Here is a 14420-nt window from a genome sequence, read left to right as displayed (position 1 = left end):
TCCTCACTCACGAGCCGGCCAGCCACTCCCGGACCAGCTCCGCCGACTGCGCGCGCAGCAGCGGGTAGGCCTCGCGCCGCGCGTGCTCGACGGACGGCGCGTGGTCGACCAGCGCACGGCTCCCGGCGATGCCCGCCTCGGCGAGCCGGGCGCGGTCCAGCGCCACCCGGCCCGCGATGGCGAGCACGGGCACGCCGTGCTCGCGGGCCCGCACGGCGATCCCGGCGGGTGCCTTGCCGGACAGGCTCTGCGCGTCGAGGGAGCCCTCGCCCGTGATCACCAGGCCCGCGCCGGGCAGCGCGTCGCCGACCCCGGTCAGCTCCACCACCAGCTCGAAACCCGACTCCGCCCGCGCGTCCAGCGCCGCCATCGCTCCGGCGGCCACCCCGCCGCCCGCGCCCGCGCCGGGCAGATCCGCCACCGCGATCGTGCCCGCCCGCGTCAGCGCACTCGCCCACAGCCGCAGCCCGTCGTCCAGCCGGGTGACGTCGGCGGGGGTGGCGCCCTTCTGCGGGCCGAACACGGCCGCCGCCCCGTCCGGACCGAGCAGGGGGTTGGTCACGTCGGTGGCCACCCGCACCGAGGCGTCGCCGAGCCGCCGCCGCACGGCGGTGAGGTCCACGCTCGCCACCGCCCCGAGCGCGCCGCCGCCGAGCCCGACCGGCTCACCGCGCGCGTCGAGCACCCGGGCGCCGAGCGCCTGCAGCATGCCGGAGCCCCCGTCGGTGCTGGCCGTGCCGCCGACCGTGAGCACGATCCGCCGGGCGCCGCCGTCGAGGGCGTGCCCGACGAGCTCGCCGACGCCGTAGGTGTGCGCGGCCAGCGCCGTGGTGGAACTCGGGTCGACGTACTCGATGCCGCACGCCCGCGCCGACTCGACGTAGGCGGTGCCGTCCAGCACGACGTACCAGGCGTCGACCTGCTCGTCGAGCGGTCCGCGCACCCGGAGGTCGACCCGCTTGCCCCCGGCGGCGAGCAGCACGTCGAGCGTGCCCTCCCCGCCGTCCGCCACCGGGCACAGGGTGACCTCGGCGCCGGGGACGGCGTCCCGCACGCCCGCGCCGATCGCCTCCGCCGCCTCGACGGCGGTCAGGCTGCCCTTGAACTTGTCCGGTGCCACGACCACGCGCATGGTCACGCCTTCACCTCCGTGATCGGCCCTTCGCCGCGGAGCACCGAGACGACGTTGCGGGCCGCGAGCAGGGCCATCTCGGTGCGGGTCTCGACGGTCGCCGAGCCGAGGTGCGGCGCGAGCGCGACGTTGTCGAGGTCGAGCAGGCCGGGCTCCACCTCCGGTTCCCGTTCGAAGACGTCGAGCCCGGCCCCCGCGATCACGCCCTCGCGCAGCGCCCGGGCCAGCGCCGCCTCGTCGACGACGGGGCCGCGCGTGGTGTTGAGCAGGTACGCGGCCGGTTTCATCGTGGCGAGCGCCTCGGCGTCGATCAGGTGCCGGGTCTCCGGGGTCAGCGGGCAGTGCAGGGAGACGACGTCGGCGGTCCGCAGCAGCTCCGCGAACGGCAGGTGGCGGGCCCGCAGCTCCCGCTCCACGTCGGCGGGGGCGCGGCGGCGGCCGGTGTAGGCGATGTCCATGCCGAACGCGAGCGCGCGGCGGGCGACGGCCTGGCCGATCTGGCCGAGGCCGACGATGCCGAGTGTCTTGCCCTGCAGGCCGGTGCCGAGCAGGAAACCGAGGTGGAACCGCCACGGGCGCCGCGCGCGGAGCAGCCGCTCGCCCTCGCCGAGCCTGCGGGTGACCGAGAGCAGCAGGCCGAACGTGAGGTCGGCGGTGGCGTCGGTGAGCACGCCGGGCGTGTTGGTGAACACGACCCCCCGGTCGGCGAGTGCGCGGACGTCGGCGTTGTCGTACCCGACGGCGACGCTCGCGATCACCCGGAGCCGCCGTCCCGCGGCGTCGGCGAGCGCCCCGTCGACACGGTCGGCCAGCGTGCTGACGATCGCGTCCGCTCCGGCGACGGCGGTGTGCAGCTCCTCGGCGGGCAACTGCCGGTCCGGTTCCGGCCGCCACACGTCGCCGGTCTCCCGCAGCAGGTCCATCGCCGGTTCCGCGATCGCTCTCGTCACCACGATCCGAGGTCGTGCCGAGGTCATCCACCACTCCCGTGTGCCGCCGTGCCGTGCTGGTCACCTTACTGGCGTTGACGCGCGCATCCGAGCCGGATAAGTTCTCATGAAGAACATATGTTCGCTATACGAACGATCCGAGGTGTGCCGTGGCAGAGATCGTTTCGCTCGCCGAGGGCGTGCGCAGGCTGGTGCACGACGGTGACACCGTCGCGCTCGAGGGGTTCACGCACCTGATCCCGCACGCGGCGGGGCAGGAGATCATCCGGCAGCGGCGGCGGGAGCTGACCCTGGTCCGGATGACGCCGGACATCGTCTACGACCAGCTGATCGGCGCCGGGTGCGCGCGCAAGCTGGTCTTCTCCTGGGGCGGCAACCCGGGCGTCGGCTCGCTGCACCGCTTCCGCGACGCCGTCCAGCACGGCTGGCCGGCGCCGCTGGAGATCGAGGAGCACAGCCACGCCGGCATGGCCAACCGCTACGTCGCGGGGGCCTCCGGCTTGCCGTTCGCGGTCCTGCGCGGCTACTCCGGCACGGACCTGCCCGAGCACACCGCGACGATCAAGCAGATCACCTGCCCGTTCACCGGGGAACGGCTCGCCGCGGTGCCCGCGCTCAACCCGGACGTCGGGATCATCCACGCGCAGCGCGCCGACCGGGCGGGCAACGTGCAGATCTGGGGCCTCGTCGGGGTCCAGAAGGAGGCCGTGCTCGCGGCGCGGCGCAGCCTCGTCACCGTCGAGGAGGTGGTCGACGAGCTGGAGCCGGTGCCCGGCGGCGTGGTGCTGCCCTCCTGGGCGGTCACGTGCGTCGCCGAGGTGCCGGGTGGTGCGCACCCGTCGTACGCGCAGGGCTACTACGACCGCGACAACGACTACTACGAGTACTGGGATTCCATTGGGCGAAATCGGGACTCGTTCGAGGCGTGGCTTCGCGAGAAGGTGTTCGGCGTGGAGGAGGTGGCGACGTGAGCGCGGTGCACGCGGGAACGGAAGCGGAGCGGGCCTACACCTCCGACGAGATGATGTCGATCGCGGCCGCCCGCGCGCTGCGGGACGACCAGCGCTGTTTCGTCGGCATCGGCCTGCCCTCCACCGCGGCGAACCTGGCCCGCCGCAGCCACGCGCCGAACCTGGTGCTCATCTACGAGTCCGGGACGCTCGGTTCGAAGCCCGGCCGCCTGCCCGCCTCGATCGGTGACGGCATCCTCGCCGAGACCGCCGACGCGGTGATCAGCGTGCCCGAGGTGTTCAACTACTGGCTGCAGCCCGGCCGGATCGACGTCGGCTTCCTCGGCGCCGCCCAGCTCGACCGCTTCGGCAACATCAACACCACGGTCATCGGCGACTACGCCCAACCGAAGGTGCGGCTGCCCGGCGCGGGCGGCGCGCCGGAGATCGCGGCCTCCTGCAGGGAGGTGTTCGTCGTGGTGCGGCAGAGCAGGCGCAGCTTCGTCGACCGGGTCGACTTCGTCACCTCGTTCGGGCACGGCCGGGGCAGGGGCGACCGGGAGCGGCTCGGCCTGCGCGGGGCGGGTCCCACGCTCGTCATCACCGACCTCGGGGTGTTCCGCCCCGACCCGGAGACCGCCGAGCTGGTGCTCACGCGGCTGCATCCGGGGGTGGAGGTCGAGCAGGTCCGCGAGGCCACCGGGTGGGAGCTGGTGACCTCGCCGGACCTGTCGCGTACCGCGGAGCCGACTCCCGAGGAGCTGGCCGCCTTGCGCGCGCTCAAGGCGGCGAGCGAGTGATCTCCTCCATGCGGCATCCGTTCCACTCAGCGCACCCCATGCCACCTCGGGGAGCCTCGGTGGCCCGCCCGGGAGGTGGCGCACGGTGAACGACGTCTTCGTGCTCGATGCCGTGCGCACGCCGTTCGGCCGCTACGGCGGCGCCCTGTCCGGCGTGCGCCCCGACGACCTCGCCGCGCACGTGCTGAGCGGGCTCGCACGGCGCGGCGACCTCGACCCCTCGGCGGTCGACGAGGTCATCCTCGGCGACGCCAACGGGGCGGGGGAGGACAACCGCAACGTGGCCAGGATGGCGGCGTTGCTGGCGGGCTGGCCGACCAGCGTGCCGGGCAGCACGGTGAACCGGCTGTGCGGGTCCGGCCTGGACGCGGTCATGCAGGCGAGCAGGACGATCGCGGTGGGCGACGCGTCCGTGCTGGTGGCCGGTGGCGTGGAGTCGATGAGCAGGGCGCCGTGGGTGCTGCCCAAGCCGGGCAAGGCGTTCCCCGGCGGGCACGAGACCCTGTACTCCACCACGCTCGGCTGGCGCATGGTGAACCCGAGGATGCCCGAGCGGTGGACGGTGTCGCTGGGGGAGAGCACCGAGCTGCTCGCCGAGCGCTACGGGATCGGCCGCGCGGAGCAGGACGAGTTCGCGGTCCGCAGCCACCGCAACGCCGCGCGCGCCTGGGACGAGGGTTTCTACGACAGCCACGTCGTCCCGGTCCCGGACACGGGTCTGGAGCGTGACGAGGGCATCCGTCCGGACTCCACAGTGGACAAGCTCGCGAAGCTCAAGCCCGCCTTCCGTCCGGAGGGGACGGTCACCGCGGGCAACGCGTCCCCGCTGAACGACGGTGCCTCGGCGGTGCTGCTCGGTGACCGCGCCGGCGCCGACCGGCTCGGGCTCGCCCCGCTGGCCAGGGTCGCGGGCCGCGGCGCGGCCGGCGTGGATCCGGACGTGTTCGGCATCGGGCCGGTGCGGGCGGCGGAGATCGCGCTCGACCGGGCTGGCATCGGCTGGGCCGACCTGGCGGTGGTGGAGCTGAACGAGGCGTTCGCCGCGCAGTCACTGGCGTGCCTGGCCGACTGGCCGGAGCTCGACCCGGAGATCGTCAACGTCAACGGCGGCGCGATCGCGATCGGCCACCCGCTCGGCGCGTCCGGTGGCCGGATCCTCGGCACGCTGGCCCACGAGCTGCGCCGCCGGGGCGGCGGCTGGGGCCTCGCCGCCCTCTGCATCGGCGTCGGCCAGGGGCTGGCCGTCGTGCTCGAGGCGTAGTCGGCATGGACAAGGAGGTTGCATGACCACGTCAGCGGAGTCGGGGCTCATCCTGCCGAGGTACCGCAGGGATCCGGAGGGCACGCATCCGCCGCTGGACTCGCCCGGCTACAAGTCCACCTCGCTGCGGCACCCGAAGCAGCCGCTGGTGTTGCTGCCGCACAAGCTCACGGAGGTCACCGGCCCGCTGCTCGGCCCCGGCAGGCTGGGGGAGCTGGACCACGATTTGACCCGGCAGCACCCCGAGGAGCCGCAGGGGCAGCGGATCATCGTGCACGGCAGGCTGCTCGACGGCGACGGCAGGCCCGTGCCCCACTCGCTGGTGGAGATCTGGCAGGCCAACGCGGGCGGGCGGTACAAGCACGTGTGGGACAACTGGCCGTGCCCGGTGGACCCGAACTTCGACGGCGTCGGCCGCACGATCACCGACAACGAGGGGCGCTACGAGTTCGTCACCATCAAGCCGGGCGCCTACCCGTGGAAGAACCACGACAACGCGTGGCGGCCGGCCCACATCCACTTCTCCGTGTTCGGCCGGGCGTTTCCGCAGCGGCTCGTCACGCAGATGTACTTCCCCGACGACCCGCTGTTCTCCCAGGACCCGATCTTCAACTCGGTGCCGGACGAGAAGGCGCGGCAGCGGATGATCTCGCGTTTCGACCTCGGCCGCACGGTGCCGGAGTGGGCGCTGGCGTTCGAGTTCGACATCGTGCTGCGGGGCCGGGAGGCGACGCCGTTCGAGAACGAGGAGGAGGACGCATGAGCCGGCTCGGCAGCACTCCGTCGCAGACCGTCGGTCCCTACCTCTCGCTCGGCCTGCCGTGGCCGGACGGCCCCGCGGTGGTCGAGGACGGCACTCCCGGCGCGGTGTGGATCCGCGGCACGATCATCGACGGCGCGGGCACGCCGGTGCCGGACGCGCTGGTGGAGACGTGGCAGGCCGACCCGAACGGCCGCTTCGACCACCCGGACGACCCGCGGGGTGCTCAGCCCGGCTTCCGTGGCTTCGGCCGGTGCCCCACCGACGACAACGGCGAGTACGCCATCCGCACGGTGCTGCCCGGCGCGCTGCCGGACGAGGCGCCGCACATCGACGTCTCGGTGTTCGCCCGCGGGCTGCTGCACCGGGTCGTCACCCGCGTCTACTTCCCCGACCACGCCGACGCGCACGCCGACGATCCCGTGCTCGCGGCGGTGCCCGAGGAGCGCAGGCACACGCTGATCGCCACCCGGACCGAGGACGGCTACCGCTTCGACGTGCGGCTGCAGGGTGCGGGCGAGACAGTGTTCTTCGATGTCTGAACTGTTCGACCCGATCCTGGCGGCGGGCCCGGTGCCGGCCGAGGTGGCCGACCGGGCGTGGCTGCAGGCCATGCTCGACTTCGAGGCGGCGCTGTCCGGCGCGCAGGCGGACGTGGGTCTCGTCCCGCGCGAGCACGCCGACGCCATCGCGGCGGAGTGCCGCGCCGAGCACTACGACGCCACCGAGATCGGCGGTCGCGCCCCGGGCGTGGGCAACCCGGCCGCGCCGCTGGTGCGGGCGCTGACCGAGCGGGTCGGCGGGGAGGCGGCCCGGCACGTGCACCGGGGCGCGACCAGCCAGGACGTGGTGGACACCGCGGCGATGCTGGTCGCCCGGCGGGCGCTGGGCCCGCTGCTGGCCGACCTCGACGCGGCCGCCGACGCGGCGGCCGGTCTCGCCGCGGGCCACGCCGGGACGGTGCAGGCCGGCCGGACGTTGCTGCAGCACGCCCTGCCGGTGACGTTCGGCCTGGCCGTGGCGGGCTGGCTGACGTCGCTGGACGCGGCCGCCGACCGGTTGCGCCGCCTGCGCTTCCCGGCGCAGCTGGGCGGGGCGGCGGGCACGCTGGCCTCCCTCGGCGAGCACGGGCCCGCGGTGCTGGCCGCGCTGAGCCGCAGGCTGGACCTGGCCGAGCCGGTGCTGCCGTGGCACACCGACCGCACGGTGATCGCCGACATCGCGGGCGGGCTCGCGGAGGCGGCAGGCGCGGTGGCGGGCGTGGCCGGTTCGGTGGTCCTGCTGGCGGAGACCGACGTGGCCGAGGTGCGCGAGGACGGCCCCGAGGGCAGCGGCGGCTCCTCGACCCTGCCGCACAAGCGCAACCCGGTGGCCGCGGTCGCGGCGCTGGCGAGCGCTCGGCAGGCGCCGGGGCTGGCCGCGAACCTGTTCGCCGCCATGGCGCACGAGCATCAGCGGGCGGCGGGCTCCTGGCACGCCGAGTGGCGCCCGTTCACCGACCTGTGGCGCGGCACCGGCTCCGCCGTGCACTGGTTGCGCACCAGCCTGGACCGGCTGCGCGCGGATCCGGCGCGGATGCGGGCGAACCTGGAGCGCAGCGGCGGCCTGCTGCTCGCCGAGCGGGTGACGACGGAGCTGGCGCCGGTGGCGGGCAGGCTGGCGGCGCACGACGCGGTGACGGCGTGCAGCCGCCGGGCCGCCGCCGGGGAGGCTCCGCTGGCGGAGCTGCTCGCCGCCGACCCGCTGGTGGGCGCGCACCTGTCCGCCGACCGCATCGACGAGCTGCTGGATCCGGCTGGTTACCTTGGCAGCGCCGGGGTCTTCGTCGAGCGGGCCCTGGCCGCGCACCGCGAGCGAAAGGAGAGGCTGTGAGGGTGAACCAGGTCGCCGAGGGCCCGGCCGACGGCGAGGTCGTGGTCCTTTCCGGATCGATCGGCAGCAACCTCAGCATGTGGGACCCGCAGGTCGGCCCGCTGACCTCGGCCGGGTACCGGGTGGTGCGGTACGACCCGCGCGGGCACGGCAGGACGCCCGTGCCGGACGCGCCCTGCACGCTCGCCGACCTCGGGGGTGATGTGGTGGAGCTGCTCGACACGCTCGGCGTGGAGCGGGCGCACTTCGTCGGGCTCTCCCTCGGCGGCATGACGGGCATGTGGCTCGGCATCCACGAGCCGGACCGGATCGACCGACTCGTGCTGTGCTGTACCTCGCCGCGGCTGGGGGATCCGCCGATGTGGGAGGAGCGGGCCCGCCAGGCGCGCACTCAGGGCATGGCCGCCATCGCCGACGCCAGCATCCAGCGCTGGTTCACCGACGAGTGGCGGGCCAGGCACCCGGAGCTGGCCCGCGAGTACCACCACATGACCGCGGCGACGCCCGCCGAGGGCTACGCGGCCTGCTGTCACGCGATCGGCTCGATGGACGTGCTCGACGACCTGCCGAAGATCGCGGCCCCGACGCTCGTGATCTCGGCCGCCGACGATCCCGCGACCCCGCCCGCCGGGCACGGGGAGCGCATCGCCGAGGCGGTGCCCGGGGCGCGGCTGGAGGTCGTGCCCGGAGCGGCCCACCTGGCCAACGTGGAGCAGGCCGCGCACGTCAACGAGCTGGTCCTGGGACACCTCGGAGCGGTCCGGTGAGCGACTGGCACGACGAGGGCATGCGCGTGCGGCGCGAGGTGCTCGGCGACGAGCACGTCGACCGGGCCGTCGCGGGCACCACCGCGTTCACCGCGCCGTTCCAGGACTACATCACCCGGGCCGCGTGGGGCTCGGTCTGGACCAGGGACGGTCTGGACCGCCGCACCCGCAGCTGCGTCACGCTCGCCGTGCTCACCGCGCTGCACTGCCACGGCGAGATCCCGATGCACGTGCGCGCCGCCGTGGGCAACGGGCTCACGCCGGAGGAGATCGCCGAGGTGTTGCTGCACACGGCGGTGTACGCGGGGGTGCCCGCGGCGAACGAGGCGTTCGCGATCGCGCAGCGCACGCTGGCCGAGCTGGGTGAGCTGCCCTCCGGATAGGTTGGGTGCCATGGCGGAAGGCAGTGAGCGGGGCGCGCACCACGTGCAGTCGCTGGAGCGGGGGCTGGCGGTCATCAAGGCGTTCGACGCGGGATCGCCGGTCCTGACGCTCAGCGACGTCGCCAAGGCCACCGGCCTGACCCGGGCGGCGGCCCGCCGGTTCCTGCTGACCCTGGCGGACCTCGGCTACGTGCGCACGGACGGCAAGTTCTTCTCGCTCACCGCCCGCGTGCTGGAGCTGGGCTACGCCTATCTGTCCAGCCTGTCGCTGCCGGAGGTGGCGCAGCCGCACCTGGAGCGGCTGTCCGCCGAGGTGCACGAGTCCAGCTCGGTGTCCGTGCTGGAAGGCACCGACATCGTGTACGTGGCCAGGGTCGCCGTGTCGCGGATCATGGCGGTGAGCATCAACGTCGGCACCCGGTTCCCCGCGCACGCCACGTCGATGGGGCACGTGCTGCTCGCCGGCCTCGGCGAGGCGGAGCTGGCGGAGTACCTGCGGCAGGCCCGGTTCACCCGGTTCACCGCGCGCACGATCACCTCGCCGGACGAGCTGCGCGCGGAGCTGGCCGCGGTCCGGCGGCAGGGCTGGGCGCTGGTCGACCAGGAGCTGGAGGAGGGGCTGCGCTCGGTGGCGGCGCCGGTCCACGACCGGCACGGGGCGGTGGTCGCCGCGGTCAACCTGTCCACGCACGCCAGCCGCACCACACCCGAGTCGGTGCGCGCGGAGCTGCTGCCCTCTCTGCTCGCCGCGGCGCGGCGGATCTCCGACGATCTGGCGATGACCGCGCCGGCCGGGGCGGCGGTCCGGTGACGACGGCGGGCCTGCTGCTGGCGGCCGGGGCGGGGCGCCGGTTCGGGCTGCCGAAGGCGCTCGTCGAGGTGGCCGGGGAGGCGCTGGTGACGCGCGGGGCGCGGGTCCTGGCCGAGGGCGGCTGCGATCCGGTCGTGGTCGTGCTCGGCGCGCGGGCGGCGGAGGCGCGGGCGCTGGTGCCGGACGGCGTGCGGATCGTGGAGGCGGCTGACTGGGCCGAGGGGATGGGGGCCTCGCTGCGGGCCGGGCTGGGCGCGCTCGCCGCTCTGGAGCCGGAGCCGGACGCGGCGCTGGTGCACCTGGTGGACCTGCCGTGGGTGGGTCCGGGTGTGGTCGCCCGCCTGCTGACGCACTCCGGTCCCGAGGCGGTGGCGCGGGCCTCCTATGCCGGGTCGCCGGGTCATCCGGTGCTGTTCGGGCGCCGCTGGTGGCCCGGGATCGCCGCGACCGCGGCGGGGGACCGGGGCGCGCGCCGCTGGCTCGCCGGGCGGCCCGGTGTCCGGCTCGTCGAGTGCGGCGACCTCGGCCGGGGGACCGATGTGGACACCCCGGCCGACCTGGCCGGGCACTGAGCCCCGGCTCGTCCCCGCGACGAAACCGGGTACCTGCCAGCCCGCGGGCTGGCAGGTACCCCGCACGGCACGGCGCGCTACCCCCCCCGGCGAACCGTGCCGCGACCGGTCCGAGTCTAGAAGCGGCGAACGCGTCCCACTGTCCGGTGAACACCCGACAGGCAGGTCACGGTCCGGTCGCGTTCGCGGGCGCGCCGGCCGCTCACGGGGTGTTCAGCTCGGCGAGCGTGATGAGCCCGTCCTCGAGTGCCCTGCTGACCAGGTCGCTCTTGGTCCGGGCCGCGCGGCCCGCGTTCGCGTACTTCACCCGCACGCGGGCGATGTGGGTGTCCACCGTCTTCACGGTGATGTCGAGCTTCCTGGCGACCAGTTCCTTCGACGACGACGCGAACCAGGCCCGCAGGACCTCGGTCTCCCGGGTCGACAGCCGGGGCCGGTCGGGTGCGTTGTCGGACATGAGCGCCCCCGACAGCGACGGGGCGGTGTACGGCCTGCCGGCCGCGGCGTCCCGGATGGCGGGCACGAGATGGTCCGCGCCCTCGCGCTTGGTGAGGTAGGCGAGCGCGCCGAGGTCGACGCACTTGATCGCGGTCGCGTTGTCGGCGTGCTGCGAGTAGACGACGACGCGGCGGCCGTGGTCCACGAGCCTGCGGAGCGCGCCGAAGTCGGGTCTGCCCGGCACCAGCTCGAGGTCGAAGATGACCACGTCGGCGGCCGCCCCGCGGCCGGTCCACACCCACGCGAGCCTGCCCTCGGCGTCGACCAGGTCGATCGGCGGGGTGGCCCGTTCGCACCAGGCTCGGACGCCCGCGGCGATCGCGGCGTGGTCGTCGACGATCACCGCGGTGATCTGCCGGTCCGTGACCCGGTCGGCTGCTGCCATGTGACCTCCATCCATGTCAGGTCGTCGTCGCGGAACGTCTCCACCCGGATCCCGTCCGACGCGGGCTCCGGCGGGGCGATCCCGCCGCAGTCGGCCACGACGCTGACCGAGACGAGCGCGGGCTCACCGACGACGGTGACGCGCGCCCACGAGCCCGCCGTGGCGAGTGCGGCCAGCGCGGCCTCGGTGAGGTCCCGGCGCACCGGCACCGGCAACGGGGGGCACCGGCCGCGTGCGTCGAAGTCGACCAGCACGCCCCTGCGGTCGGCGATGTCGGCGCAGTGCCGCAGCTCGTGCAGCAGCGGGTCGGCGACCGTGTCGATCTCCGCGAACAGGCGCCGCATCCGCGCCGCCTCGATGGCGCAGCGCCGTCGCACGCCGGTGTCGGCGGGGGAGAGCGAGCCGTCGGCGAGACCTTCCAGCAGGGGCACGGTGCTGCCGGAGAGCTCGGCGAACCGTTGCCGGCGGCGCCGGTGCGACTCCACCGCGACGGCCTCCGCGGTCCGCACCTGTTCGATCTCCCGCTGGGCCCGCGCCGCCGCGGTGCCGATCCGGCGCAGCGCGACGGTCACCACGGCGACGCACAGCGGGTAGCCGATCACGTTCACCGACCCGGTGGCGAACCGCAGCAGCGCCGCCCTGGTCGGTTCCTCCAGCGACAGGAGGTGCAGCAGCGCGGTCAGCTCGTGGGCCGCGAGGAAGGCCAGCAGGCTCCGCAGTGGACGGTCGAGCAGCACGACAAGCCCCACCCAGTTGGCGGCTCCGAACGCCCAGTCCACAGTGGTCGATGTCCGACCCTCGGGGAGGGTGGCGTAGGACAGCGCGGACGCCGCGAGCACCACGGCCACGGCGGGCAGGCGAGCCCGGGACCACCACGGACGGCGCAGTACCACCAGCACGGCGTCGGTGGCGAGCACCGCGGCCAGTGCCGCGATCGCCACGAGCTGCGCGGTCGCGGACTCGTAGCGGTCCAGGTTCCGCAGCAGGTTGGTCAGGCCGAGACCGCCCACGATGGCCGTGGCGACCAGCAGCGTCGCGATCCGCAGGCCGTGGTGCAGCCGGGCCCGCGTCGCGGCGCCGGTGCGCTCAGCCATGATCGGCGCACCATTCCAGCCGGACGAGCGTGCCCGCACCCGGGGCGGAGGTGACCGTCACGGTGCCGCCGATCCGGTCCATCCGGCCGCGCACGGAGTCGCGCAGCCCGCGGCGGGTGGCCGGGACGTCGCCGACGACGAAACCGGCCCCCTCGTCGGCGATGTCGAGCCGCAGCCCGGCCGGGCCGCCGTCGAGCCGGACGACGGCCCGGCCGGTGCCCGCGTGCCTGCGGACGTTGGTGAGGGCCTCGCCGGTCGCGTCGGCGACCGCCCTGGCGACGGCGAAGGGCAGGGGCAGGCTGTCCGGACCGGTGAACTCGACGGTGAAGGGACCCGCGTCCAGGCCGGTGCGCAGCAGCTCCACCAGGTCGGCCCGTTCGGGCCCGGCGGCCCCGTCGGAGCGCAGCCGGTCCAGGTCGCGGCGCGCCTGCGCCGCCAGCCAGGGGGAGTCCGCGCGCACCTGCCCGGCGCCGACCATGAGCAGCGTCGTGGCGGCGGTGTCGTGCAGGGCGTTGGCCAGCTCTCGTTCGCCGGCGCGCACGGCCGCGGCGACAGCGGCCTCGCGACGTGCCCGGTCGGCCTCCGCGGCGTCCCGGTCGGCCCGCCGGGCGGCCCGCTCGACCAGGATCCACGCCACCCGGGACAGGGCCGCGGCGACCAGCGCCCACACCTGCGCGCGCAGCGCGCCGGGGCCCGCCCCGGCCAGCGTGAGGAACGTGAGCAGCCCGCCGTTGGCGGCGAGCGCCAGCCCGGCGCCGGTCAGCGGAGCGGTGTGCCACTGGCCGGTCACGCACGCGAAGGTGACGAGCAACCGCAGCCAGGCCGAGTTGGTGTCCGCCAGCGCGTCGGTCCAGAGCACGCTCGTGCCGACCCCGAGCAGCACCGCGGTGTCCAGGGCGACCGGCCGCCACCCGGTCCGGCCGCTCGCCCTGCGCAGCCACCAGCCGTACCCGCAGGTCCACAGCGCGGCCACGGCGACCACGCCCGCGGTGGCGGGGAGCCGCTCCGGCGACGCGCGCAGCAGGGCGATCGTCCCGATGGGCAGCAGCGTGGCCACGCGCAGCGCGGCGGCGTAGCGGCGGCCGAACCGCCACAGCAGCCGCGCGGACTCACCGGTCTGTCCGGTCACCTCGCCCACCCACCCGTCACAGGCCACGTGCCCCGTGACGTTACCGGCCCGGGGCACGCGCCGTGGGCACCTTCGGGCACATGGTGACGGGGGCCGCCCCGGCGGCGAGCCTTTACGCTGGCAGTCGTGACAGGCGACACGACGGACACGACGGACACGACGACGGAGCCGGCGGGTTCGCCCGAGAAGCTCGCCCACGTCCTGGAAGGCATCGGCTACCTCGCCGACGAGGGGGTGGCCACCGCCGCCTACCTGGCGATCCGCATGCGCAAGCCGCTGTTCTGCGAGGGGGAGCCCGGCACCGGCAAGACGTCGCTCGCGGTGGCGCTCGCCGACGGGCTCGGGCTGCCGCTGATCCGGTTGCAGTGTCACGAGGGCATCGACGCCGCGCAGGCCCTCTACGAGTGGGACTTTCCCCGCCAGCTGCTGCACCTGCGCGCGCTCGAGGCCGCCGAGGGCGGGCACCTGGACGTCGACACGGCCGAGCAGTCGCTCTACACGGAGCGGTTCCTGCTGGCGCGGCCGCTGCTGCGGGCGCTGACCTCCGCGCCGTGCGTGCTGCTGGTGGACGAGATCGACCGCGCCGACGACGAGTTCGAGGCGTTCCTGCTGGAGCTGCTCAGCGAGAACGCGGTGAGCATCCCCGAGTACGGCGAGGTGCGTGCCGAGGTCCCGCCGCTGGTGATCCTCACGTCCAACCGCACCAGGGAGGTGCACGACGCGCTCAAGCGCCGGTGCCTGTACCACTGGCTGGAACACCCGTCGGTCGAGCGGGAGATCGCGATCCTGCGCAGCCGCCTGCCCGGCATCGGGGAACGGCTGGCCGGGCAGGTCGCGGAGGCCGTGCACCGGCTGCGCGGGATGGAGCTGCTCAAGCCGCCCGGCGTCGCGGAGGCCCTCGACTGGGCGCGGGCCCTCGCGGCACTGGACCGTGCCGAGCTCGACGCCGCGGCCGCCGCGGCCACCCTCGGTGCGGTGCTGAAGTACAGCGAGGACCTCGACCGCGTCCGCGCCCGTCTCGACACCCTGCTCGGCTGAGCACCCGTGCGGGAACCG

The 14420-nt window shown here is 74.9% G+C and carries 16 protein-coding genes; 11 read left to right on the top strand and 5 right to left on the bottom strand.

Annotation, left to right across the window (positions count from 1 at the left end; genetic code table 11):
* Positions 1-7: 7 nt before the first annotated feature.
* Together B0I33_RS16830 and B0I33_RS16825 are read right to left on the bottom strand one after the other, a co-directional pair.
* Positions 8-1132, bottom strand: coding sequence for a glycerate kinase (locus tag B0I33_RS16830; RefSeq protein ID WP_106179841.1), 1125 nt, complete (start codon positions 1130-1132; stop codon positions 8-10).
* A gap of 2 nt (positions 1133-1134) precedes the next feature.
* Positions 1135-2109, bottom strand: a complete 975-nt coding sequence (locus tag B0I33_RS16825) for a 2-hydroxyacid dehydrogenase (RefSeq protein ID WP_106179724.1) — start codon at positions 2107-2109, stop codon at positions 1135-1137.
* A 122-nt stretch (positions 2110-2231) separates the two neighbouring features.
* On the opposite strand from B0I33_RS16825, the gene B0I33_RS16820 reads away from it, so the two are divergent.
* The 10 genes from B0I33_RS16820 (at position 2232) to B0I33_RS16775 (ending at position 10258) form a co-directional block, all read left to right on the top strand.
* Positions 2232-3053, top strand: a complete 822-nt coding sequence (locus B0I33_RS16820; RefSeq protein ID WP_106179723.1) for a CoA transferase subunit A — start codon at positions 2232-2234, stop codon at positions 3051-3053.
* A 50-nt stretch (positions 3054-3103) separates the two neighbouring features.
* Positions 3104-3832, top strand: coding sequence for a CoA-transferase subunit beta (locus B0I33_RS16815; protein ID WP_106179840.1), 729 nt, complete (start codon positions 3104-3106; stop codon positions 3830-3832).
* 85 nt (positions 3833-3917) lie between these two features.
* The gene (locus tag B0I33_RS16810) at positions 3918-5093 is read left to right on the top strand and encodes a thiolase family protein (RefSeq protein ID WP_106179722.1); all 1176 of its coding nucleotides are present in this window, start codon (positions 3918-3920) and stop codon (positions 5091-5093) included.
* 22 nt (positions 5094-5115) lie between these two features.
* The gene (pcaH, locus tag B0I33_RS16805; RefSeq protein WP_106179721.1) at positions 5116-5856 is read left to right on the top strand and encodes a protocatechuate 3,4-dioxygenase subunit beta; all 741 of its coding nucleotides are present in this window, start codon (positions 5116-5118) and stop codon (positions 5854-5856) included.
* Complete coding sequence (gene pcaG, locus B0I33_RS16800; RefSeq protein WP_106179720.1) at positions 5853-6395, top strand: protocatechuate 3,4-dioxygenase subunit alpha; 543 nt, start codon at positions 5853-5855, stop codon at positions 6393-6395. The genes pcaH and pcaG overlap by 4 nt, the downstream gene beginning before the upstream one ends.
* The gene (gene pcaB / locus B0I33_RS16795; RefSeq protein WP_106179719.1) at positions 6388-7725 is read left to right on the top strand and encodes a 3-carboxy-cis,cis-muconate cycloisomerase; all 1338 of its coding nucleotides are present in this window, start codon (positions 6388-6390) and stop codon (positions 7723-7725) included. The genes pcaG and pcaB overlap by 8 nt, the downstream gene beginning before the upstream one ends.
* Positions 7722-8492, top strand: a complete 771-nt coding sequence (gene pcaD / locus B0I33_RS16790) for a 3-oxoadipate enol-lactonase (RefSeq protein WP_106179718.1) — start codon at positions 7722-7724, stop codon at positions 8490-8492. The genes pcaB and pcaD overlap by 4 nt, the downstream gene beginning before the upstream one ends.
* On the top strand, positions 8489-8875 hold the full coding sequence (gene pcaC, locus B0I33_RS16785) for a 4-carboxymuconolactone decarboxylase (protein ID WP_106179717.1): 387 nt from the start codon (positions 8489-8491) through the stop codon (positions 8873-8875). Before pcaD ends, pcaC begins: the two co-directional genes overlap by 4 nt.
* Positions 8876-8885: 10 nt before the next feature.
* Positions 8886-9686 carry an IclR family transcriptional regulator domain-containing protein gene (locus B0I33_RS16780; protein WP_106179716.1) on the top strand — a complete coding sequence of 267 codons (801 nt, stop codon included), beginning with the start codon at positions 8886-8888 and terminating at the stop codon, positions 9684-9686.
* Positions 9683-10258, top strand: coding sequence for a nucleotidyltransferase family protein (locus tag B0I33_RS16775; protein WP_106179715.1), 576 nt, complete (start codon positions 9683-9685; stop codon positions 10256-10258). Before B0I33_RS16780 ends, B0I33_RS16775 begins: the two co-directional genes overlap by 4 nt.
* 202 nt (positions 10259-10460) lie before the next feature.
* Here the strand turns inward: B0I33_RS16775 and B0I33_RS16770 are convergent, their stop codons facing one another.
* From B0I33_RS16770 to B0I33_RS16760, 3 genes are read right to left on the bottom strand one after another with little or no spacing between them, the layout of a single operon-like run.
* Entirely contained in the window at positions 10461-11141 is a 681-nt protein-coding gene (locus tag B0I33_RS16770; RefSeq protein WP_106179714.1) for a response regulator, read from the bottom strand.
* Positions 11096-12235, bottom strand: a complete 1140-nt coding sequence (locus B0I33_RS16765; RefSeq protein ID WP_106179713.1) for a hypothetical protein — start codon at positions 12233-12235, stop codon at positions 11096-11098. The genes B0I33_RS16770 and B0I33_RS16765 overlap by 46 nt, the downstream gene beginning before the upstream one ends.
* On the bottom strand, positions 12228-13364 hold the full coding sequence (locus B0I33_RS16760) for a sensor histidine kinase (RefSeq protein WP_146147514.1): 1137 nt from the start codon (positions 13362-13364) through the stop codon (positions 12228-12230). Before B0I33_RS16760 ends, B0I33_RS16765 begins: the two co-directional genes overlap by 8 nt.
* A gap of 126 nt (positions 13365-13490) precedes the next feature.
* Between B0I33_RS16760 and B0I33_RS16755 the strand changes: the two genes are divergently transcribed.
* Positions 13491-14402, top strand: coding sequence for an AAA family ATPase (locus B0I33_RS16755; protein WP_106179711.1), 912 nt, complete (start codon positions 13491-13493; stop codon positions 14400-14402).
* Positions 14403-14420: the final 18 nt, after the last annotated feature.

Source organism: Prauserella shujinwangii (assembly GCF_003001955.1).
Taxonomy (GTDB): Bacteria; Actinomycetota; Actinomycetes; order Mycobacteriales; family Pseudonocardiaceae; genus Qaidamihabitans; species Qaidamihabitans shujinwangii.
The sequence above is the reverse complement of the archived record's forward strand: the minus strand, read 5'-3'. Positions and strand labels throughout refer to the sequence as shown.

What these genes read in the sequence shown, in the direction of transcription:
- B0I33_RS16830 (WP_106179841.1), bottom strand. Translation starts at nt 1,132, where the DNA reads ATGCGCGTGGTCGTGGCACCGGACAAGTTCAAGGGCAGCCTGACCGCC.
- B0I33_RS16825 (WP_106179724.1), bottom strand. Translation starts at nt 2,109, where the DNA reads ATGACCTCGGCACGACCTCGGATCGTGGTGACGAGAGCGATCGCGGAA.
- B0I33_RS16815 (WP_106179840.1), top strand. Translation starts at nt 3,104, where the DNA reads ATGATGTCGATCGCGGCCGCCCGCGCGCTGCGGGACGACCAGCGCTGT.
- pcaH (WP_106179721.1), top strand. Translation starts at nt 5,116, where the DNA reads ATGACCACGTCAGCGGAGTCGGGGCTCATCCTGCCGAGGTACCGCAGG.
- pcaG (WP_106179720.1), top strand. Translation starts at nt 5,853, where the DNA reads ATGAGCCGGCTCGGCAGCACTCCGTCGCAGACCGTCGGTCCCTACCTC.
- pcaB (WP_106179719.1), top strand. Translation starts at nt 6,388, where the DNA reads ATGTCTGAACTGTTCGACCCGATCCTGGCGGCGGGCCCGGTGCCGGCC.
- B0I33_RS16780 (WP_106179716.1), top strand. Translation starts at nt 8,886, where the DNA reads ATGGCGGAAGGCAGTGAGCGGGGCGCGCACCACGTGCAGTCGCTGGAG.
- B0I33_RS16770 (WP_106179714.1), bottom strand. Translation starts at nt 11,141, where the DNA reads ATGGCAGCAGCCGACCGGGTCACGGACCGGCAGATCACCGCGGTGATC.
- B0I33_RS16765 (WP_106179713.1), bottom strand. Translation starts at nt 12,235, where the DNA reads ATGGCTGAGCGCACCGGCGCCGCGACGCGGGCCCGGCTGCACCACGGC.